Below are 20,177 nucleotides of genomic sequence, written 5' to 3'. Positions count from 1 at the left end.
ACCTTGATCTCGGAAAGAAGCCCGCGCAAGACGCGGGCCGATTGGAAGGGTGATTGCAGCGAATTGAGGTACGGTGCAAGTGAATTTCTTTCAAGAGCCGTTCAAAAAAATAGGATCGTGCGTCCGCCAAGCACGCGGGGAGCGTAACTGCTGATGCCGGACGTGCTTGCACAAGCGTTCAAGACGCCTGCGGTCATTCAAGGATAGTCTTGCCTTTTCATTGATGGAAAGGGCACATCGATGTTTGAACAGGCTGGATCTTATCCGATCCTGACATTGCTTCTGGCATCTCTGGTCATTATGGGCAGTCCAGGTCCATCCACCATCAGTGCCACCGCGGTCGGCGCAGCCTACGGTTTCCGCCGGTCGTCCAGCTATGTGTTCGGTCTAATCGCCGGGACGATCGTCGTGTTGCTGGCGGTAGCGGTCGGCGTCGTCACGGTTCTACTGTCGGTGCCGCATGGCGCCTTGGCGCTTACCGTCGTTTCCACCCTTTACATTGCCTATCTGGCCTTCAGGATCGCGACAGCGCCGCCTCTTAGGCGCGGCAGCGACCAGGTCGCCAGACCCGCATTCACTGGCGGCTTTCTGCTGGCGGTCGCCAACCCCAAGGCATATTTCGCGATCGCCGCAGTCTTCGCCGGGGTAAGCCTTTTCAAGGACCAGGGCATGCTTGATGCGGCGATCAAGATCATCCTGCTCAGCTTGATGATCGTCATCATTCATCTGTGCTGGCTCCTCGTCGGATCTTCACTGTCTCGTTTCCTTCAGAACCCGGTCATTTCACGTATCGTGAACATCTCGTTGGCCGGAGTGCTGATTATCACGACCGCTCTCGCATTATCGGGCTGAAAACCAGTGCGGACCGGATAGCGGCCCTGTTTGCATGAACCTAATTCCAGTCCCCGATCGCCGCCTGGATAACCGCCATGGCTGCCACCGCCGCCGTGTCGGCGCGCAAGATGCGCGGGCCGAGCGGAATGGCGGTCACGAAATCGAGGCTGCGCAGCAGCGCGCGTTCCTCTTCCGAGAAGCCACCCTCCGGGCCGACCAGCAATGCCAGATGCTTCTCCGTGATCTTTGCCAGAAGCGGCAGTGGGTTTTGCCCGGCGTCGCCCTCGTCGCAATAGATGATGCGGCGCTCCCTCGGCCAGCGCTCGAGGAGATCGGCAAGTTTGACCGGTTCGGCGACATCGGGAATGTCGAGAATGCCGCATTGCTCGGCCGCCTCGATGACATTGGCCCTGACCTTGTCGAGATTGGTGATCTTGCCCTGTACATGCTGAGTCATGACCGGTTGCAGGAGGCCGGCGCCCATCTCCACCGCTTTCTGCACGAGATAGTCGAGCCTTCCGACCTTCAGAGGCGCGAAGAGATAGTGGAGGTCGGAAGGGGCAGGCTGCAGCCGTGTCTCCTCGATCGGCGTCATCAGGATACGCTTGCGCGAGGGAAAGGAGATGCGTGCTTTCCACTCGCCGTCGCGGCCGTTGAAGATCAACAGCTCCGCGCCGTCCTCCATGCGCAGCACATTGGCGAGATAGTTGAATTGTTCCTGATCGGCTTCGATGCCGGCATTTGCCTTGATATCCGAAACCACGAACAGCCGCTGCATGCGGAAATTGGCGCGCATGGGTAACCTCTTAAATGAAGAGCGCGACCATAGCCCAATATACCGTGGCTGCAAGCAGGGCCGAAACCGGCACGGTAATGGCCCAGGCGGCGATGATGGTCATGAAATGTGAGCGGCGCACGAGGCGCCGGCGATGGATTTCGTCGGGATTATGTTCGTCGGCCTCTTCCATGTCGCTCCAGACAATTCCGGAGGCTTCGGCCTTCTGTCGCATGTAGTCCAGTCGCCGTCTCGAGCGGCTGGTGTACCATTCGCGGAAGAAGCCCACGCCGAAGACCGCGCCGACGGCAATATGGGTAGAGCTGACGGGCAGGCCGAACCAGGAGGCGACGATGACGGTGAGCGCCGCCGACAGTGCCACGCAATAGGCGCGCATCGGGTTGAGCTTGGTGATCTGCGAGCCGATGAGGCGGATCAGGCGCGGGCCGTAAAGCAGGATACCGACGGAAATGCCGCAGCCGCCGATCAGCACGACCCAGAAGGGCACGGTCTGGCCGGTGGCGCCGGCGACGATGCTGAGGTTGTCGCCCTGGCGGACGCTGCGCACGATCGCCGCCAACGGGCCGATGGCGTTGGCAATGTCATTGGCTCCATGCGCAAAGGACATCAGCGCCGCCGAACAGATCAGCGGCAGACGGAAAAGCTTGCGCAATGCGCTGTTCTTGTTTTCCAGCCCGACGGACTGCGCTGCTACCAACGGTCTTGCGCCAAACCACGTCATCAGACCGACGCCGATGCCGATCGCAAGCGTCGGAAGGCCGGCGACCGTGTCCCTGGGCGCGAGCTGCAGGACAAGATAGGCGGTAAAGGCGCCGGCCATCAGGCCGATGAGAATGGGGATCCAGTACTTCGCCGCCGCGATCTTGTCGCTGCGATAGATGATGAAGGTCTTGATGAAGAACAGCATGCCGGCGGCGATCGTGCCACCCAGAAAGGGTGTCACCACCCAGCCGGCCGAGATCGCCGCCAGCACATGCCAGTTGACCATATCAGGCCCGACGGCGGCGGTACCCGCGCCCACCACGGCACCGACAATGGCATGCGTGGTCGATACCGGTGCTTTCAGCCAGGTGGCGAAATTGATCCAGAGCGCGGCCGATAGCAGCGCCGCCATCATCAGCCAGGCGAGCTTGCCGCTATTGATGATCCGGTCGGTATCGACGATATGGGTCGAAACGGTTTTGATAACGGGGCCGCCGGCGATCGTGGCGCCGAGAATTTCGAAGATGGCGGCCATGACCAGGGCCTGCGTCATGGTGATGGCGCGGGCACCGACCGCCGCGCCGACATTGTTGGCGACGTCCTTCGCGCCGATATTCATGGCCATGTAGCCGGCTAGTGCCACGGCGGCGATGACCAGCGTTGCGCCGGGCCGGTCCAGCACATAAATGCCGGCAACGAACATGGCGAGGCCAAGGAAGATCAGGCCAAGACCGGGAGCAATCAGCCGCTTCGTGACATGGTTTGCCGCATCCTCGACATAGGTGAGTTTGTCGAGATCCTTGTCTAGCGTCCGTTTTGTCAGTGTTACCGGTCGGTCTTCGGGCATGCCATTCTCTGAATCGAAACGTGTAGTTTTACGCTGCACAGCGCGTCGGGCAATGCCCAACGATCGTTCCGGCACAATTTATGTGTTGGGAATATCTAGCAGCTTACTTTGACTGCGCTGTGGCAGGCATTGCCGTCATCCGTTGCTGGAAAGCAAGGATGATGTCGCGCAGTTCCGGTTCGCGGACGCGCTTGGCAGCTTCATCGCAGGACGCCCACTCGATCGAGCGCTCGCCCTTTTCCTTGAAGTTCTTGGCGAGGTTGCTGACCTCAAGCGCATAGACCTGAACCCGGCAGGCCACCTGGATGCCGTCCTTCAGAACCTTGTCGTAGTTGAATGCGCCCAGCGGTTCGGTTTCCACAGTTCCATGCACGCCGGCCTCTTCGTAGGCCTCGCGGGCCGCCACTTCATGCGACAGCTTGCCCGGCATCGGCCAGCCCTTGGGAATGACCCAGCGGCCGGTGTCGCGGCTGGTCAGCAACAGCACTTCCAGCTCGCCCGTCTTCTTCTTCACCCGATAGCAGAGCGCGGCATATTGCTGTCGCGGCGGGCGCCGAAACATGAGCTGCACATCATTTGCAATACGGGTAAGAATGGCCAAGGGTCGGATCACCATAGAGAGCTTGAGTTGAGAATCGAATACATATTAGCATTGTGTGGAAAAATTATGCATTGCCTATGAATTCATATGGTGCTTCCCCACACCTTTATTGAGTGTTCGGTAGAAAAAAACGAACTGATTCGGCCTCTGATATTCGCCAGTGACTGTGCTGTAAGCGACATCGGATGCAGTTTACATGCCGCAGATGGTGCAATTGCTCGTCGGCTCTTCCTATCATGCTGAGAAACAAGATAAATCTTCGTTATGTTCGAACACTCCTCGCCACAACGCCTTCCGCCGCTGAACGCGCTACGCGCCTTCGATGCCGTTGCTCGTCGCGGTAGCATATTGCAGGCGGCGGACGAACTCGGTGTCGTGCGCGGTGCCGTGCGTCAACAGCTTGCCATCTTGGAGAGCCATTTCGGCGTTGCCTTGTTCCAGCGTGATGGTCGCCGCCTGGTGCTGACGGAGAAGGGCAGGGCCTTTGCCGAGTCCGTCGGCGTCGCCTTCGGTATTCTGACGCGGGCTTCGAGCGCGCTGACGGCGGATGATCGGCGCACCATTCGTCTTGGCGTCCCTTCCGCCTTCGCCGTCTGGTGGCTGATGCCGCGTGTCGCCGATCTGCAGGCGTCCCTTCCCTATGTGGATATAGACATCATCCCGATGACGACGGTTGAGCCGCTGGCGCGCCATCCCGGTCTCGACGCGGTGATCATGGGCGGCGAATATCGGCCGGCGCCGGACATCACCGCCATTCGTTTCATGGAGGATGAGTTCGGCCCGGTGGCGACGCCCGACCTTGCCGCACACATCAGTCTCGCGGCTGGCGCGGAAGCCCTTGCCGGCGCTGTCGCCCTGACAAGCCGTTCTACGCCGCGTCTCTGGGACGATTGGTTTGCCGAAAGCGGCCGGGCACCCATCCGTTTCGCCCGTAATCGTGAGTTCGAAGACCTGCTTCTGGCGATCGGTGCCGCCCGCTCCGGTGTCGGTGTTGCCATCGCCCCACGCACGGCCGTTGGCGAGGATATCGATCGTGGTAGTCTGATAGCACCCTATGGCTTTATCCGTAGACCGGCGGGATACAGCCTCAGCATCCGAAGCAGCGATGCGAAAGATGCGGCGCTTGTGGGATTGGTGGAATGGCTGGTGAGGCAGGGGCTGTCCGTGCCTGACGGTCCCGGCGAGACCTAAGAATACCGGCAAACGAGCATGGCAGATTTTCTGCCCTATCGTTCATTCCAATGTCCATCGACAGTCTGCCATTCTCCGTGAGAGATCGAAACACGACAGACCGGTGCCAGGAGCGCATGATGGACCAGCCTTCCTCTCTTTCCCGTATCGACTGGGTTGGCCGGAGCTGCCGGCTGCTTGCGGCCACGGCGGCGGAATTCCGCGAGACTCGACCTTTCGCCGGCCTGACGATCGGGACCGGCATTCATCTCGAGCCGAAGACGGTGGCATTGTTGATGACATTGCGCGCCGGCGGCGCCCGCCTTGTCTGCACCGGTAATCTCAACAGCACCCAGCCGGAAACCGTGGGCTATCTCCGTGCGCAGGGCGTGACCGTCTTTGCCACCCAGACCACCGACGCGGACGAGCATGGTGCCAGCCTCGACGCCATTCTCGCGGAGAAGCCGGACCTGCTGCTCGACAATGGCGGCGATCTCTTCGCGCGCGCCGCCGAGCGCCCCTATGCGAACCTCTTAGGGGGTACCGAGGAGACAACATCGGGTCGGACGCGACTGCTGCCGATGCGCGACAAGCTGGCCATGCCGATCCTTGTCATCAATGACAGCCCGATCAAGCAATTCGCCGAAAACAAGCATGGCGTCGGCCAGAGCCTGTTCGAGAGCTATCTGCGCTTCACCAACCGTTCGACCAACGGCAAGCGCGTCGCCGTCTTCGGCTACGGCGCTTGCGGCAAGGGAACGGCCGCCTGCTTCCGCAATGCATTTTCCGCTGTCAGCGTGGTCGATATCGACCCGGTGACGACACTCGAGGCGCATCTCGATGGCTTTGGCACGCCGCTGCGTGACGAGGGGATCCGCTCCGCCGATATCCTGATCACCGTCACGGGCTATCCTGCGATCATAACCGCAACCGATCTGCCGCTGATCAAGGACGGCGCGATCCTGATGAATGGCGGCCATTTCCCGCTCGAGATCGATGTCGAAGCTTTCCGGAACAGCCCGGAGGTTGCCGGCGTCGATCGCTACGAGGTCGAGCATATCGAGACCATTCGCATGCGGGACGGACGCGCTTTCCACATCCTCGGTGCCGGCCACATGGCCAACCTCGCCGGCCCGCGTCCCCTGGGGAATACCGTCGAATCCATGGATCTCGGCTTTGCGCTACAAGCCCGCTGCCTGGAGCGGGTCGCGAAGGGTGGGCTTGGCAAGGAAGCCTGCGTCATCCCCGTGCCGGCCGACATCGACGCCATGGTGGCGTCGGCCTTTCTCGACTTGGCGCGGTAGCGGAACCCTATCGCTCCCAATAGGGCACCGGCCCATAAAGTTCCGCCAGGAAATCGATGAAGACCCGAACCTTCGCCGGCAGGAACTGGCGGCTGGGGTAGACGGCCGAGAGCGTGACGTTGTGCGAGCCCTCATAGGCAGGCAGCACCTGCACCAGGCGGCCGTCCTTTAGTTCCGGGCCGATGTCCCAGGTGGAGCGCAGCGCGATGCCGAGGCCGGCGATGACGGCCTCGCGGATCACCTCGCTGGAATTGGTGATCAGCATGCCCTCCGGCCGGAAGGTCAGCGCACCCTTCGGCCCATCCAGCCGCCACGGATCGTGATTATGCGCCGGCAGGCATATGTGGCGGCGCAGGTCGTCGATATTCTCGGGCATGCCATGGGTGGCGACATAGGCGGGCGAAGCGCAGAGCAGGCGACGTACTGGCGCCAGACGCCGCGCAACGAGGCTGGAATCGGTAAGCTCGGCAATGCGGATGGCAAGATCATAGCCGCCGCCGACAATATCGGTGAACTCGTCAGTCAGGATGAGATTGATCGCCAGGTCCGGATGCGACTGCATAAAGGTTTTCAGATGCGGAGCGATGTGCAGACGGCCGAAGGAGGTGGGGGCGGAGATTTTCAACGTGCCCTGCATTTGCGCCGAGCGGCCGGCGATGTAAGCTTCCGCCTCCTCCAGCCCCGCAAGGATGGCGAGCACCCGGTCGTAAAAGCCCTGGCCTGCCTCCGTCAGCGAAATCTGCCGCGTCGTGCGCTGCAGGAGCCGCGTGCCGAGCCTGTCCTCCAGCCGCTTGATGCGCTTGGAAATGACCGCCGGCGAGAAGCCGAGCGCCCGACCGGCGAGCGACATGCTGCCCGTCGCGACGACGCTGGCGAAGATTTCGAGGTCTCCGAGGTTGGTCATGGTGTAACTTGTTCCTATTTTGGCATAAATGCTTATCATTTGCGCCGATTTCGGGAAAGTGATAACCGTGATATGGCGTTAAAAAGAGGCTGTATCCCGATTTGGATGCAGGAGGAGAACGCCATGGCCGAGGCCATTTCATTTCTGGCGCCGCGCGCGGATGTGCTTGCCCGCCGTAGCGAGATCGTGGCCGATCTTGCCGATCTTCTTGCCCCTGAATGCCTGATCCACGAGCCACGCGAGCTGATGCCCTTCGAGACCGATGCCTTCGTCTCCTATCGCCGCATGCCGCTTGCCGTCGCCCTGCCGCGCTCGACAGCCGAGGTCGCCGCCGTGATGAAATACTGTCATCGCTACGGCATTCCCGTCGTGCCGCGTGGCGCCGGCACCTCGCTTTCCGGCGGCGCCATTCCGCAGGAAGATGCCGTAGTGCTCGGCCTTTCCAAGATGAACCGCATTCTCGACGTCGATTTCGCCAATCGCACAGCAACGGTGCAGGCCGGCGTCACCAATCTGAATATTTCCGAAAACGTCTCGGCAGACGGTTTCTTCTATGCGCCTGATCCGAGTTCGCAGCTTGCCTGCACCATCGGTGGCAATATCGGCATGAACTCCGGCGGCGCCCATTGCCTGAAATACGGTGTCACCACCAACAATCTGCTCGGCGTCAAGCTGGTGCTGACCGACGGAACGGTAATCGATCTCGGCGGCAAGGCGCTGGATGCGGCGGGTTATGACCTGCTCGGCCTTGTCTGCGGCTCGGAGGGGCAGCTCGGCATCGTCACGGAAGCGACGGTGCGGCTGATCGCCAAACCGGAAGGCGCGCGGCCCGTACTGTTCGGCTTCGATACGTCGGAACAGGCTGGCGCCTGCGTGGCCGATATCATCGCCGCCGGCATCGTACCTGTCGCCATCGAATTCATGGACAAGCAGGCGATCGAGATCTGCGAAGCCTTTGCCCATGCCGGCTATCCCCTCGATGTCGGCGCGCTGCTGATCGTCGAGGTCGAGGGCTCGGAAGCGGAGATGGACGACATGCTGAAAAGCATTGTCGACATCGCCCGCACTCACAAGGTCAAGACCGTGCGCGAATGCCAGTCTGCCACCGAGGCGGCGCTGATCTGGAAGGGCCGTAAGTCCGCCTTCGGCGCCACCGGCCGCATCGCCGACTATATCTGCATGGATGGCACCGTGCCGCTCAGCCAGCTCTCCTATGTCCTGCAGAAGACAACTGAGATCGTCGACCATTACGGCCTGCGCGTTGCCAATGTCTTCCATGCTGGCGACGGCAACATGCATCCGCTGATCCTGTTCAACGCCAATGATCCCGAGGATGCGGCCAAGGCCGAAGCGGCGGGCAACGATATCCTCCGGCTCTGTGTCGACGCCGGTGGCTGCCTGACGGGGGAACACGGTGTCGGCATCGAAAAGCGCGATCTGATGCGGCATCAATATGCGGAGGTCGATCTCGCCCAGATGATGTCGGTGCGCGCCGCCTTCGATCCTGGCTGGATCCTGAACCCCTCCAAGGTCTTCCCGCTGGACGGACGTAACGCAGCATGAGCAAATTTCTGCCGAAGACGGAAGATGAGGCCGCAGCCATCATCCGCGACCATGCGACCCGGGGTGCGGCTCTGGCGGTCATCGGCGGCAACACGCGCGCCGGCTTCGGCAATGCCGTCGCCACTGACGCGACATTGTGTTCGCAGGGACTGACCGGCATCGTCGCCTATAATCCGGGCGAGATGGTGATGACCGTACGGGCGGGAACGCCCGTTGCCGAAGTCGAGGCGGCGCTCGCCGAGAGCGGCCAGATGATGGCCTTCGAGCCGATGGATCACCGGCCATTGCTGGCCACCAAGGGCGAGCCGACGATCGGCGGCGTCTTTGCCGCCAATGTCTCCGGTCCTCGCCGTTTCATCAGCGGTGCTGCCCGCGACAGCCTGCTCGGCGTCCGTTTCGTCAACGGCAAGGGTGAGATCGTCAAGGCCGGCGGGCGGGTGATGAAGAACGTCACCGGTCTCGATCTGGTCAAGCTGATGGCCGGTTCGCACGGTACGCTCGGCCTCCTCACTGAAGTTACTTTCCGCGTGCCGCCACGACCGAAGACCGAGGAGACGATCGTCGTTTCCGGCCTGAACGACGCCGAGGCGGCAAATGCCATGGCGGCGGTGATGGCGCTGCCGCTCGACATATCGGGCGCCGCGCATCTGCCTTTGACCGTCCGCTGGACCTTTCTCGACGGCAAGCTGCCAGAAGGCGAGGCGACCGTGCTGCGCATCGAGGGCCTCTCAGGTTCGGTCTCGGTCAGGGCCGAAAAACTGGCTGCCGCCATGGGCCGTCTCGGCTCGGTTACGCGGCTCGCCGAGGCGGACAGCCGCAGGCTCTGGCGCGAGATCCGCGACGTGAAGCCCTATGCGGACGGCACGATGCGCCCTGTCTGGCGCGTTTCCGTCGCCCCCAGCATCGGTCATCAGCTCGTCGCCGCCCTTCGTCTCGATGCCGGCGTCGATGCCTATTACGACTGGCAGGGCGGCCTTGTCTGGATGCGGATGGAATCGGAGCCGGAAGGTGATCTCGTCCGCCGCTATATCCACGCCCTTGGCGGCGGCCATGCGACCTTGCTGCGCGCCACGCCTGCCGCCCGCGCGACGACATCGGCTTTCCAGCCGCAACCGGATGCCGTGGCGCTGTTGTCTGCGCGCGTGAAGGAAAAGTTCGATCCTGTCGGGATCTTTAATCCGGGGAAGATGACGTGATGGGGAAAACTGCCTGATGCAAACCAATTTCACCCTTGCTCAGCTTGCCGATCCGCATGTGGCCGAATCCGAGGCGATCCTGCGCAAATGCGTGCATTGCGGCTTCTGCACCGCCACCTGTCCGACCTATGTGACGCTTGGCAACGAGCTCGATAGCCCGCGCGGCCGCATCTATCTGATCAAGGATATGCTGGAAAACGGCCGGGCGGCCGACGCGGAAGTGGTGACGCATATCGACCGCTGTCTGTCCTGCCTCGCCTGCGTCACCACCTGTCCCTCCGGCGTCGATTACATGCATCTGATCGACCACGCCCGCGCTCATATCGAGGAAACCTACAAGCGGCCCTTGCTCGACCGGCTGACGCGCAACACGCTGGCGGCGGTGCTGCCCTATCCCGGCCGTTTCCGTCTGGCGCTCAACCTTGCGCGCCTGGCCCGGCCATTCAAGGGTCTGATGAGACGCATTCCGGCCCTGAAACCCTTCGCCGCCATGCTCGATCTCGCGCCGCGATCCATCCCGGCGCCGTCATCCTTTGCCAAGCCCGGGCGACATCAGCCGCAAGCGGAACGACGCGGGCGGGTGGCGATCCTGACTGGATGCGCCCAGCCGGTGCTCGATCCCGCCATCAACGAGGCAACCATCCGGCTGCTGACTCGCCTGGGCGTCGAAGTGGTGGTGCCGCAAGGCGAGAGCTGCTGCGGCTCGCTGGTGCATCATATGGGCCGCGAGGAGCAGGCACTGGCGAGTGTGCGCGCTAATGTCGATGTCTGGATGCGCGAGGTCGAGGCCGGCGGGCTCGACGCCATCATCGTGACGACCTCCGGCTGCGGCACGACGATCAAGGATTATGGCCACAAGCTGCGCCTCGATCCGGCCTATGCGGACAAGGCCGCAAAGATTTCGGCGCTTGCCAAGGACATCACCGAATATCTCTCCGGTCTCGACCTGCCCACGCACATGCCGCGTGGCATCACCGTCGCCTATCATTCCGCCTGTTCGCTGCAGCATGGCCAGAAGATCACCATGGCGCCGAAACTGCTGTTGAAGACGGCGGGCTTCACCGTGCGCGAGCCGGCGGAAGGGCATCTCTGCTGCGGCTCGGCCGGCACTTACAACATCATGCAGTCGGAAATCTCCGCCGAGTTGAAGGCGCGCAAGGTCAGGAACCTCGAGGCGACGAAGGCCGATGTGATCGCCACCGGTAATATCGGTTGCATCACGCAGATCGCGACGGGAACGGGCATACCGATCCTGCACACGGTCGAATTGCTGGACTGGGCCTATGGCGGCGAGATGCCAGCGAAACTGAAAGGTCTGGAGCTAACGGCGGCCTAGAATTTTCAGTGAGACGAAGACGGCCGATGCGACTGCCATTCCATCTCGAAGATCTCTGCGCCGATGGCGGTCAGACTGATCCGGTCCTGTCCCTCTTCGAAGAAGGTGCCGTCGAGTAGGCCGGCGACACCGTCATAGAATGAGCCTTCCACCAGGCTGGTGATGCTGGCCGTCTTGTATTTCTGCCCGGAAAAGTCAGTGACGGACATGCATTGCCGGCGTCCATCGGCGAACACGTCGATCAGCCGGGGAACGACGCCCGCGTCGTCCACTTCGTAGTAGATCATGACCGGTTCATCGTTTTCCGGATGGATCCAGTCGCATTGGTAATAGGAAAAGCTCATGGGCTATTGCTTAGCACAGGAACCCCAGAGCCGGAACCGGCCCTGGGGCGACAATGCTCCGTCCGTTCACATCAAAAATTGAACGACACACCGAAATTGATGGCGTTGGTGAAGACCTTGGTCTTCAGCGTATCGCCGCTGTCGATCGAGACATTGTCGACGAAATTGTAATTGCCCTTGTATTCGACGAAGGTCGCCCAGTGCTGGCTGATCTGGTAGCTGACGCCCGCCTGCGCCTGCAGTGAGGCTCCGCCGAACTGGTAATCGAAGGTCCGGCCGGAGGCGCGGGTGACTTCGACATGCGGCACGTTGATGCCGGCGCCGAGGCCGACATAGGGCGTCCATTTGCGGCCCGGATCCTGGAAACGATAGAGCGCATTCAGCGTCAGCATGTTCAGGCCGTCGGTGAACTCGAAATGCGACCAGCCGGGCGTATTGCCGAGATTGCCGTAGACCTTGGCGTGGGTGTAGTCGAGCGAGATACCCCAGTTCGACTTGTTGAAATCGTCGAGCCAGAAGATGCCGCGAAAGCCGAAATAGGGTGGCATCTTGAAGGATTTTCCCGACCAGTCGGGATCGAAATTGGCGCCGTCCGACGTCTTGACGTTGCTGCCGGTCGCGCCCTGGATACCCCCATAGGCTGAAAACTGCATTTCCGCCGAAGCAGAATTGGCGGCGAAGACAAAAGCTGAAAGCGCAAGCGCGGCAACAGCCGGCTGTTTGATGCGAAATGCACGACGCATATGAAGCCCCCGGATGCGAATGCCGCCATCTAAGCGTGCTTCTATGACAGTTCTATTGCGGCGCGCTGTGGCTTGCCTCGGCTTAGGCGCGAAAACTGACATCAGACTGAAAGGGAACGACCATTTCGCCGCCCTCTGAGGCGATAAGTTTGGGAATGTTACACCTGCGCAACAGTGGAGTGGCCGCACTGGTATGCGGCCACTCCGTCGCTTAACTACCCGCCGAACATCGTCCGCAGAATGTCGACGCCGCGATCCTCGTAGCTGACTTCGCCCTGCTTGTTGCCGGGGCCGACGACGATGACCTTGGTGCCGATGGGCACGCGCTCGTAAAGATCGGTGACGTCCTTGTTCATCATGCGGATGCAGCCGGACGACATGTTGAGCCCGATGCTCCAGGGCTGGTTGGTGCCGTGAATGCGAAACGCCGTGTCGTTGCCGTTGCGATAGAGATACATGGCGCGGGCGCCGAGCGGATTGTCCTCGCCGCCTTCCTGATAGGCGGGCAGCTTATGACCCTTCTTGGCCTCGCGAGCGATCATTTCCGGCGGTGGCGTCCAGCCAGGCCATTCCGCCTTGCGGCCGACCTTGACGACCCCTGACCATCCAAAGCCGTCGCGACCGACGCCGATGCCGTAGCGCCGCGCCCGATTGCTGCCCTCGACGAGATAGAGAAATTTGTTGTTCGTATCGACGATGACCGTCCCCGGCGCCTCGTTGGTTACCAACCGCACGACCCGCCGCTGAAACTGCGGCTTGACCTGTCCCTGCGGTGCGGTCGATACGCGGATCACATTGCTGGGCAGCGCCTGCGCGACATGAGGCGCAGAGGCTGTGAAGGCCGCGGCATCAGACGCCGCCGTGAGACACGACACGGCGATGCCCGCCGCCGCCACGACCGGTAGTATTGATTTCATCCGTGATTCCCCTCTCCGTTTACCAGCCAAGAAACTAGCGAAACGCGGGAGAGGATCAAGATCAAATTGCGTATGATAAAGACCGAGCCGCTGGAGCGGCTGTCTATTCTGACGAGGGCCAGCTTATTACTATCGGGTTATAGCAATCCGGCAATAGCATTGCCGCGCCCGACCAGTGCCGTGCGCAGCAATCTTGTTGCCCGTCACATGACGATGACCCGCGTCCCGACCTTCACGCGGTTGTAGAGGTCGATGACATCTTCATTGCGCAGGCGGATGCAGCCGGAGGACACGGCGCTGCCGATGCTCCAGGGAGCATTGGTGCCGTGGATGCGGTAGAGGGTGGAGCCGAGATACATGGCGCGGGCGCCGAGCGGATTGGCTTCGCCGCCATCCATGCGCGCCGGCAGATAGTGACCCTTGGCGGCTTCGCGCACCACCATTTCGCGCGGCGGTGTCCAGTCCGGCCATTCCTGCTTACGGGTGACGGTATGGGCGCCAGCCCATTCGAAACCGGGCTTGCCGACGCCGACGCCATAGCGTCGTGCCTGACCGCCGTCCATCACCAGATAGAGGAAGCGATTGTTGGTGTCGATGACGATGGTGCCCGGCTTTTCCTTGGTCTGGTAATCGACCACCTGCGGCAGGAATTGCGGATCGAGCTGGCCACGGATTGCCGGATATTGCGGCCTGACGACTGCGACCTGCTGCACGGCGGGGCGTGCGAACAGGCCGCGCGGCTGGATTGCGCGCTGTGCCTGCGGATTGGCCGCCTGCCGCGCCGCCGGGCGAACGGGATAGACGGCCGGCTGCACATTGCCGCCGCCGAGCTGCATCACCCAGGGGGCGGTGAGGTCAGGGCTGACGATCACGGGCGGGCGGGACTGGTAGCGATCATCGGCGAAGGCGCTGGATGAAAGCAGGCTCAATGCGCCCGCGGCAAATAAAATGCGTTGTCTCATCATCGGACAAACTCTCTACAAATGGGCCGAGGATGGGCGTAATTGCGCCCGGTCCCGAATATGGTGACATTTGCGCGCCAGCGAATGGTAAATGGCTGTTCATTAAAATGCCGCGAAACCGATAAACCTTTTGTCAGGGTTACGACTTGGTTTGGAAAGACGGTTTGCAAATGGTAAACCGTGAATCGAGATGATTTGCCTTCAAATTGTCCTCTCGATCTTAAGCATTTGATTGGCCTGATCTTATCCGATAGCTGTTTAGCTGTTTTCGCGATCACGCTCTGAAATAGGGGACGAAGCACGAATATGGCCGGAACGGGCATCATCACCGGTGAGGACGGTAAGGACCGCTGCCATTGGCACGGCAATCTGCCGGAATATCTGCTCTATCATGACCAGGAATGGGGCCGCCCTGTCATCGACGATATCAGGCTGTTCGAAAAGATCTGCCTGGAGGGTTTCCAGTCCGGCCTCTCCTGGCTGACGATCCTGCGCAAGCGCGAGAATTTCCGCGCCGCCTTCGCCGGTTTCGATTTCGACAAGGTGGCGACGTTCGGCGATGCCGATATCGAGCGCTGCCTCGTCGATGCCGGCATCATCCGCCATCGTGGAAAGATCGTCTCCACCATCAACAATGCCCGCCGCGCCATCGAGCTGCGCGCCGAATTCGGCTCGCTCGCCCGCTATTTCTGGGGTTTCGAGCCGACGGCCGAGGAGCGCCCCGTCTTGGTCGACTATGCGACCATCGCCGCCAATCCGACGACGCCAGTCTCCGTGCGGATCTCGAAGGATTTGAAAAAGCGCGGCTGGACCTTCGTCGGCCCGACCACGGTCTACGCTTTCATGCAGGCCATGGGCCTCGTCAACGATCACATCGAAGGCTGCTATTGCCGGAAAGAGGTGGAGGCGATGCGCAGCGCATTGGTGCGGCCATGAGACGTCTGGTTCTTGCTTTTTCCCTGCTTGCCTTCGCTCTGCCGGTCGGTCAGGTCGCCCATGCGCAGGCGACCCAGAGCAACGACAGCCCGAGGGGTGAGGAGCCGCAGCTCCAGTTTCCGCAACTCGACCGTGGCGAGACCGTGGAAAAGCTTGGCTTTCCCGCCGTGCTGGAGAAGCTGACCGGCTGGACGAAATTCGGCAAGGGCAAGGTCTATACGCTGCCGCTGAAGAAGGGCCAGCACGTCCGCGTCACCTTCAGCTCGAAAAGCAAATATGCCTTCATGGCGATCTTCGATCTTTCCTCGAACGATGATGAATCCTTCTTCGGCACCGACGAGGACGGCATGACCGCCGACGTCACCGTCAATGAAGACACGACATGGCTGATCAAGCCTTATTATTCCCGTGTTACCCGCCGCCGCGGCCTCGGCGCACCCTATGAGATCCTGATCGATCCCAATCCGCCGGCCACGCAGCAGCAGGACAAGCCCGCCGACCAAGGTCCGTCATTGTTCCCGCCACGGGCGAAACCGGTACAATGAAGGTCTCAGGATAGTCCCTCGATGATGCCGTGCAGTTCCCCAAGATATCCGATCTTGTGGAATCGCGGGGCCTGCGTCGGTTCTTCGACATGTTCGAAGATCCAGGTGAGCTCGTGCGGAATGAAGACGCCATAGCTGCCGGCGGCAAGCGCCGGCACGATGTCGGATTTGAGCGAGTTGCCGACCATCATCGCCCGTTCCGGGCCATCGCCGACTTTCGAGAAGATACGGCGATAGGTGGAGGCGTTCTTGTCGGAGACGATTTCGACGGCATCGAAGAGATCGCCGAGGCCGGATTGCGCAAGCTTGCGCTCCTGGTCGAAGAGATCGCCCTTGGTGATCAACACCAGCAGATAGTTGCCTGAGAGAGTTTCAAGTGTCCCACGGACATCGGGAAGCGTTTCGACCGGGTGGGTGAGCAAATCGCGGCCGATGTCGAGGATTTGCGCGATCACCGTTGCCGGCACCTCGCCCCTGGTGATCTCGATCGCCGTCTCGATCATCGAAAGCGTGAAGCCTTTGATGCCGAAGCCATAGTGGTTCAGATTGCGCTTTTCGGCTTCCAGCAGTTTTTGGGAAATGTTCTCGCTTTCAGCATGATCGGCGAGCAATTCGGCGAACTGCCGTTCGGTGAGCCGGTAGAATTGCTCGTTCTGCCAGAGCGTGTCGTCGGCATCGAAGCCGATGGTGGTCAGCGGGCGTTGCGGCATGGGCCTGTCCGTCCTTGCGGATTGGATGAAGGCGGGATTCTATCGCGCGATGATGGGGAGGCAAGAGCAAAGCTGAGGTAACCGTATTGTGATTGGCACCGGGTCTCGCGTTGAAATCAGATTCCGGTGCATTATGTCGATATCATCAAGGTAGCGGTAGGACCGCCCCTCGACGATCGTCTCCGGACCTCCCCAAGACAGCACGGATGAGTGGCTGTCGTGCCGAGGCCAATTGCCAAGAGATCAGGATTCACCGGCCGGAAGCCGCCTTCCGGCGGACCACAAGGGAATTTTCTCAGATGCGTTATAATCAGCTCGGTAATACCGGCATGTTCGTCTCCGAACTCTGCCTCGGCACCATGACCTTCGGCGAGGCCAATCCAGGCAGCACCTGGGGCGCCATCGCCGATGTCGACCAGGCACTGGCCGACAAAATCGTTGAAAACTCGCTCGCCGCCGGTGTCAACTTCATCGACACCGCCGACGTCTATTCCTTCGGAAATTCGGAAAAGCTGCTCGGCCAGGCGCTGAAGAATGTCGGCGTGCCGCGCAAGGACGTCATCATCGCCACCAAGGTCTATGGCGTCATGGGCGACAAGCCCAATGATCGCGGCGCCTCGCGCGGCCATATCATGGATTCGATCCAGGCCAGCCTCGAGCGGCTGCAGACCGACCATATCGACCTTTACCAGATCCATGCCACGGATACGGTCACGCCGATCGATGAGACCCTGCGCACGCTGGACGATCTCGTCTCGCGCGGACTGGTGCGTTATGTCGGCGTGTCCAACTGGCAGGCCTGGCGTATCGCCAAGGCGCTCGGCATTTCCGAACGCCGGGGCTTTGCTCGCTTCGAGACGGTGCAGGCCTACTACTCCATCGCCGGTCGTGATCTCGAGCGCGAGGTCGTGCCGCTGATGGCGGAGGAGAAGCTTGGTCTGATGGTGTGGTCGCCGCTTGCCGGCGGTCTGCTCTCCGGTAAGTTCGGCCCCGGCGCGCCGGGCAATGGCGAGGGCCGTCGCACCAGCTTCGACTTCCCGCCGGTCGACAAGGATCGCGCCTGGGCCTGCGTCGCCGCCATGCGGGACGTGGCCGAGAAGCATGGCGCCAGCGTCGCCACCGTGGCACTCGCCTGGATTTTGGCAAAACCCTTTGTCACCAGCATTATCATCGGCGCCAAGCGCCTCGATCAGCTCGACCAGAACCTCGCCGCCGTCAAGCTCAAGCTCGATGCCGAGGATATCGCCAAGCTGGACGAGGTCAGCGCGCTTGCTCCGGAATATCCTGGCTGGATGCTCGCCCGCCAGGGTGCTGCGCGCGTTCCGCAGCCTTTCGAACCGAAGGCTTAAACTGGGAATGAAAGCGCCGCCGCCTCTCGTAATGGAGGCGGCGGCGTTTATCGTCAGAGTTCGATGACGATCTTGCCGAAGGCACCGTGATCGAGATGGTCGAAGGCGGCGGGAACCTCGGAGAAGGTGTAGCGATGATCGATGACGGGCTTCAGGCCGATCCGGTCGACAGCGCGGACGAAATCCTCCAGTGCACGGCGATGGCCGACGGAGATGCCCTGAATGACCGGAGACTTCAGTAATACCGGTCCAGCCGGCCCCGATAGGTCAAATCCTTCGAGCACGCCGATAACCGAGATCCGGCCATGCACAGCCACTGCTTTCAGCGATTGGCCGAGATGCGGCCCGCCGGCGATTTCGAAGATGTGGTCGATGCCGCGATCATTGGTGAGGCGATAGACCGCCTCCACCCAATCCTCAGCGTTGCGATCGATGCCATGGCGGGCGCCGAGGGCCTTTGCCCGTGCCAGCTTTTCGGGGCCGGATGACGTCACGAAGACATCGGCACCTTGTGCCGCCGCGATCTGCAACCCGAACATCGACACCCCGCCGGTTCCCTGGACGAGTACGGTATCGCCGGGCTTGATCTTGCCGCGTTCTACCAGTGCGAACCAGGCCGTCAGGCCGGCGCAGGGCAAGGTGCTCGCCTCGCTATCGTCGATACTTGTCGGCGCGGCGACGAACCAGTCCTCGGGAAAGGCGACATATTCGGCAAGCACGCCGGGGTAAAAGCCGCCAAGCGACTGATAGGGCGGATTGCGTGCATTGCCGGGTGGCTTGTCGTCGATCCAGCCGGGGTGAAAGGTAGAGATGACCCGGTCGCCGGGTGCAAACCGCGTTACCCCTTCGCCGACCGCTTCGACGATGCCCGCCATGTCGGATGCGGGTACGAAGGGAAACTGGACGGGCAGTCCCATCCCGCTTTCCCGCATCAGCTTGTCGCGATAGTTCAGCGAAACCGCTTTGGTCCGCACAAGAACTTCGCCGCGGGCAGGCGAGGGCACGTCGGTCTCGGTGAGGCTGAAAGGGGCATTGACGCCGAAGGTGTCCAGTGTCCAGCGTCGCATGGTCTTCGTCATAATGATCTCCTGCGAGAAATTGAAAGCACGGAGGTCACTATATCGTTGCGAAATGGTCGCCAGTGGCGATATGATTTCCACTGACTGGTTCCTTCTGGGAAACAATAGCGATGAATGACATGCTCAACGGCATTCCGGAATTTGTGGAGGCGGTGGAGGCCGGCGGCTTCTCAGCGGCAGCGGCCCGCATGAACCTGTCGCGCTCGGCGATCGGCAAGACCATCGCCAAGCTTGAGAGACGCCTGAGCGTCAGGCTCTTTCACCGCACCACCCGCACGCAAAGCCTGACGGATGAGGGGCAGGCCTTCTACGAGCGCTGCCGCAGGGCGCTGGACGAGATACAGTCGGGCGAGGCGATGCTGGAATCCGGCAAACGCGAGGTGGCCGGACGCTTGCGCATCTCTATGCCCGTGCTTTTCGGCCGCCGCTGTATCGCGCCGTTGCTGATGGAGCTTGCCCGCGCTCATCCGAACCTCGAACTCGATCTTTCCTTCAGCGACCGTGTTGTCGATCTTCTCGACGAGGGCTTCGATCTCGCCATCCGCAACGGTCCGCTGCGGGATAGCGCCGGGCTGGTGACGCGCAGGGTGGCGCGGCATCGCATGGTGGTCTGTGCCTCGCCCGCCTATCTCGCAAAGCGGGGGACACCGCAGGCGATCGCCGACCTCGAGGATCATGATCTCATCGCTTATGCCCGCGCAGGCGAGGTGAAGATCTGGACCTTCCCGCGGGCCGATGGCGTCGACATCGAATATATGCCGAAGACACGGTTGCGGTTCGACGATCTCGAAGTGATGGCCGATGCCGCCGCCGCTGGAATGGGAGCCGCGTTGCTACCCTGCTGGCTGATACGAGGCCAGGTGCTGGCCGGCAATCTTGCTCCCGTGCTGACGGATCTGTCCGGCCTGACCTTCCATGCCTATGCTGTCTGGCCGCAGACGCCGCATCTGCCGCTCAAGACCCGCGCGGTCATCGATCTGCTCGCGGCGCGGCTGCCGCAGGTTATGGAGTGACGGAAGGCGGCGGCATTTGTTGCCGAGGCAAACGGGTGCCGTCCGCAAAGACCCGGTTCCAGACCAGGATCTGCACGGATTTCCGGAGCCCGGTTGACCAGAACGGATCCTCTTTCACCAGCCGGTCGACCTCTGCTGCATCATCCGCCTCGACCAGCCACAGGCCGCCAGCAAATGCATCGCCCTGCCGGCTGAGTGGCCCTGCCGTCTTGATAAGGGCCGCATTCGCCTGCAGGAAGTCGAAATGACGTTCCAGATATTTCTGCCGTATCTCGGCGGCCTGTTGCCGGTCGTCTTCAAACAAAACAGCGAATAATGTCATCGTA

At 61.5% G+C, this 20,177-nt stretch carries 21 protein-coding genes; 10 read left to right on the top strand and 11 right to left on the bottom strand.

Features of this window, described 5'->3' with window-relative positions; all coding sequences use genetic code 11:
• Positions 1–240 precede the first annotated feature (240 nt).
• A complete protein-coding gene (locus tag PMI03_RS24660; RefSeq protein ID WP_007699931.1) occupies positions 241–852 on the top strand; it encodes a LysE family translocator in 612 nt (203 codons plus the stop codon).
• 40 nt (positions 853–892) lie between these two features.
• On the opposite strand, the gene PMI03_RS24655 is transcribed toward PMI03_RS24660, so the two are convergent.
• The 3 genes from PMI03_RS24655 to PMI03_RS24645 all read right to left on the bottom strand — a co-directional run bounded on the left by PMI03_RS24655 (position 893) and on the right by PMI03_RS24645 (position 3,795).
• On the bottom strand, positions 893–1,630 hold the full coding sequence (locus PMI03_RS24655) for a 16S rRNA (uracil(1498)-N(3))-methyltransferase (RefSeq protein WP_007699930.1): 738 nt from the start codon (positions 1,628–1,630) through the stop codon (positions 893–895).
• Positions 1,631–1,640: 10 nt separating this feature from the next.
• A complete protein-coding gene (locus PMI03_RS24650; protein ID WP_007699929.1) occupies positions 1,641–3,179 on the bottom strand; it encodes an inorganic phosphate transporter in 1,539 nt (512 codons plus the stop codon).
• Positions 3,180–3,282: 103 nt separating this feature from the next.
• Positions 3,283–3,795 carry an NUDIX hydrolase gene (locus tag PMI03_RS24645; protein WP_007699928.1) on the bottom strand — a complete coding sequence of 171 codons (513 nt, stop codon included), beginning with the start codon at positions 3,793–3,795 and terminating at the stop codon, positions 3,283–3,285.
• Positions 3,796–4,044: 249 nt separating this feature from the next.
• Between PMI03_RS24645 and PMI03_RS24640 the strand changes: the two genes are divergently transcribed.
• Both PMI03_RS24640 and PMI03_RS24635 read left to right on the top strand, forming a co-directional pair.
• Positions 4,045–4,971 carry a LysR substrate-binding domain-containing protein gene (locus PMI03_RS24640; protein WP_007699927.1) on the top strand — a complete coding sequence of 309 codons (927 nt, stop codon included), beginning with the start codon at positions 4,045–4,047 and terminating at the stop codon, positions 4,969–4,971.
• A gap of 119 nt (positions 4,972–5,090) precedes the next feature.
• Positions 5,091–6,254: an adenosylhomocysteinase gene (locus PMI03_RS24635; protein WP_007699926.1), complete on the top strand. Its 1,164-nt coding sequence runs from the start codon at positions 5,091–5,093 to the stop codon at positions 6,252–6,254.
• A gap of 7 nt (positions 6,255–6,261) precedes the next feature.
• On the opposite strand, the gene PMI03_RS24630 is transcribed toward PMI03_RS24635, so the two are convergent.
• Positions 6,262–7,158, bottom strand: coding sequence for a LysR family transcriptional regulator (locus PMI03_RS24630; RefSeq protein ID WP_007699922.1), 897 nt, complete (start codon positions 7,156–7,158; stop codon positions 6,262–6,264).
• Between the two features lie 123 nt (positions 7,159–7,281).
• On the opposite strand from PMI03_RS24630, the gene PMI03_RS24625 reads away from it, so the two are divergent.
• From PMI03_RS24625 to glcF, 3 genes are read left to right on the top strand one after another with little or no spacing between them, the layout of a single operon-like run.
• Positions 7,282–8,721, top strand: a complete 1,440-nt coding sequence (locus PMI03_RS24625) for an FAD-binding oxidoreductase (RefSeq protein ID WP_007699918.1) — start codon at positions 7,282–7,284, stop codon at positions 8,719–8,721.
• Positions 8,718–9,917 (top strand): FAD-binding protein, encoded by a 1,200-nt coding sequence (locus PMI03_RS24620; protein ID WP_007699916.1) that lies wholly within the window; start codon positions 8,718–8,720, stop codon positions 9,915–9,917. The genes PMI03_RS24625 and PMI03_RS24620 overlap by 4 nt, the downstream gene beginning before the upstream one ends.
• A gap of 16 nt (positions 9,918–9,933) precedes the next feature.
• Positions 9,934–11,253 carry a glycolate oxidase subunit GlcF gene (gene glcF, locus PMI03_RS24615; protein WP_007699915.1) on the top strand — a complete coding sequence of 440 codons (1,320 nt, stop codon included), beginning with the start codon at positions 9,934–9,936 and terminating at the stop codon, positions 11,251–11,253.
• A gap of 5 nt (positions 11,254–11,258) precedes the next feature.
• Here glcF and PMI03_RS24610 read toward each other — a convergent pair whose 3' ends face one another.
• The 4 genes from PMI03_RS24610 to PMI03_RS24595 form a co-directional block, all read right to left on the bottom strand.
• Positions 11,259–11,597 (bottom strand): DUF6881 domain-containing protein, encoded by a 339-nt coding sequence (locus PMI03_RS24610; protein WP_007699914.1) that lies wholly within the window; start codon positions 11,595–11,597, stop codon positions 11,259–11,261.
• Positions 11,598–11,668: 71 nt separating this feature from the next.
• The gene (locus PMI03_RS24605; RefSeq protein WP_007699913.1) at positions 11,669–12,340 is read right to left on the bottom strand and encodes an outer membrane protein; all 672 of its coding nucleotides are present in this window, start codon (positions 12,338–12,340) and stop codon (positions 11,669–11,671) included.
• Between the two features lie 215 nt (positions 12,341–12,555).
• A complete protein-coding gene (locus tag PMI03_RS24600; RefSeq protein WP_007699912.1) occupies positions 12,556–13,257 on the bottom strand; it encodes a L,D-transpeptidase in 702 nt (233 codons plus the stop codon).
• 203 nt (positions 13,258–13,460) lie between these two features.
• On the bottom strand, positions 13,461–14,219 hold the full coding sequence (locus tag PMI03_RS24595; RefSeq protein ID WP_374188762.1) for a L,D-transpeptidase: 759 nt from the start codon (positions 14,217–14,219) through the stop codon (positions 13,461–13,463).
• 306 nt (positions 14,220–14,525) lie between these two features.
• Here PMI03_RS24595 and PMI03_RS24590 point away from each other — a divergent pair, with 306 nt between their 5' ends.
• Positions 14,526–15,155 (top strand): DNA-3-methyladenine glycosylase I, encoded by a 630-nt coding sequence (locus PMI03_RS24590; protein ID WP_007699907.1) that lies wholly within the window; start codon positions 14,526–14,528, stop codon positions 15,153–15,155.
• Positions 15,152–15,700: a hypothetical protein gene (locus PMI03_RS24585; protein WP_007699893.1), complete on the top strand. Its 549-nt coding sequence runs from the start codon at positions 15,152–15,154 to the stop codon at positions 15,698–15,700. Before PMI03_RS24590 ends, PMI03_RS24585 begins: the two co-directional genes overlap by 4 nt.
• Before the next feature lie 5 nt (positions 15,701–15,705).
• Here the strand turns inward: PMI03_RS24585 and PMI03_RS24580 are convergent, their stop codons facing one another.
• Positions 15,706–16,410 (bottom strand): HAD family hydrolase, encoded by a 705-nt coding sequence (locus PMI03_RS24580; protein ID WP_007699890.1) that lies wholly within the window; start codon positions 16,408–16,410, stop codon positions 15,706–15,708.
• A 299-nt stretch (positions 16,411–16,709) separates the two neighbouring features.
• Here PMI03_RS24580 and PMI03_RS24575 point away from each other — a divergent pair, with 299 nt between their 5' ends.
• On the top strand, positions 16,710–17,759 hold the full coding sequence (locus tag PMI03_RS24575) for an aldo/keto reductase (protein ID WP_007699879.1): 1,050 nt from the start codon (positions 16,710–16,712) through the stop codon (positions 17,757–17,759).
• A gap of 53 nt (positions 17,760–17,812) precedes the next feature.
• Here PMI03_RS24575 and PMI03_RS24570 read toward each other — a convergent pair whose 3' ends face one another.
• A complete protein-coding gene (locus PMI03_RS24570) occupies positions 17,813–18,838 on the bottom strand; it encodes an NAD(P)-dependent alcohol dehydrogenase (RefSeq protein ID WP_007699878.1) in 1,026 nt (341 codons plus the stop codon).
• 110 nt (positions 18,839–18,948) lie between these two features.
• On the opposite strand from PMI03_RS24570, the gene PMI03_RS24565 reads away from it, so the two are divergent.
• Positions 18,949–19,851, top strand: a complete 903-nt coding sequence (locus tag PMI03_RS24565) for a LysR family transcriptional regulator (RefSeq protein WP_007699876.1) — start codon at positions 18,949–18,951, stop codon at positions 19,849–19,851.
• Here PMI03_RS24565 and PMI03_RS24560 read toward each other — a convergent pair.
• The gene (locus tag PMI03_RS24560; RefSeq protein ID WP_007699873.1) at positions 19,841–20,173 is read right to left on the bottom strand and encodes a YciI family protein; all 333 of its coding nucleotides are present in this window, start codon (positions 20,171–20,173) and stop codon (positions 19,841–19,843) included. The two genes, PMI03_RS24565 and PMI03_RS24560, sit on opposite strands and share 11 nt — an antisense overlap.
• Positions 20,174–20,177: the final 4 nt, after the last annotated feature.

It is taken from the genome of Rhizobium sp. AP16, from assembly GCF_000281735.1.
Taxonomy (GTDB): Bacteria; Pseudomonadota; Alphaproteobacteria; order Rhizobiales; family Rhizobiaceae; genus Rhizobium; species Rhizobium rhizogenes.
This window is presented reverse-complemented; position numbering and strand designations above follow the sequence as displayed.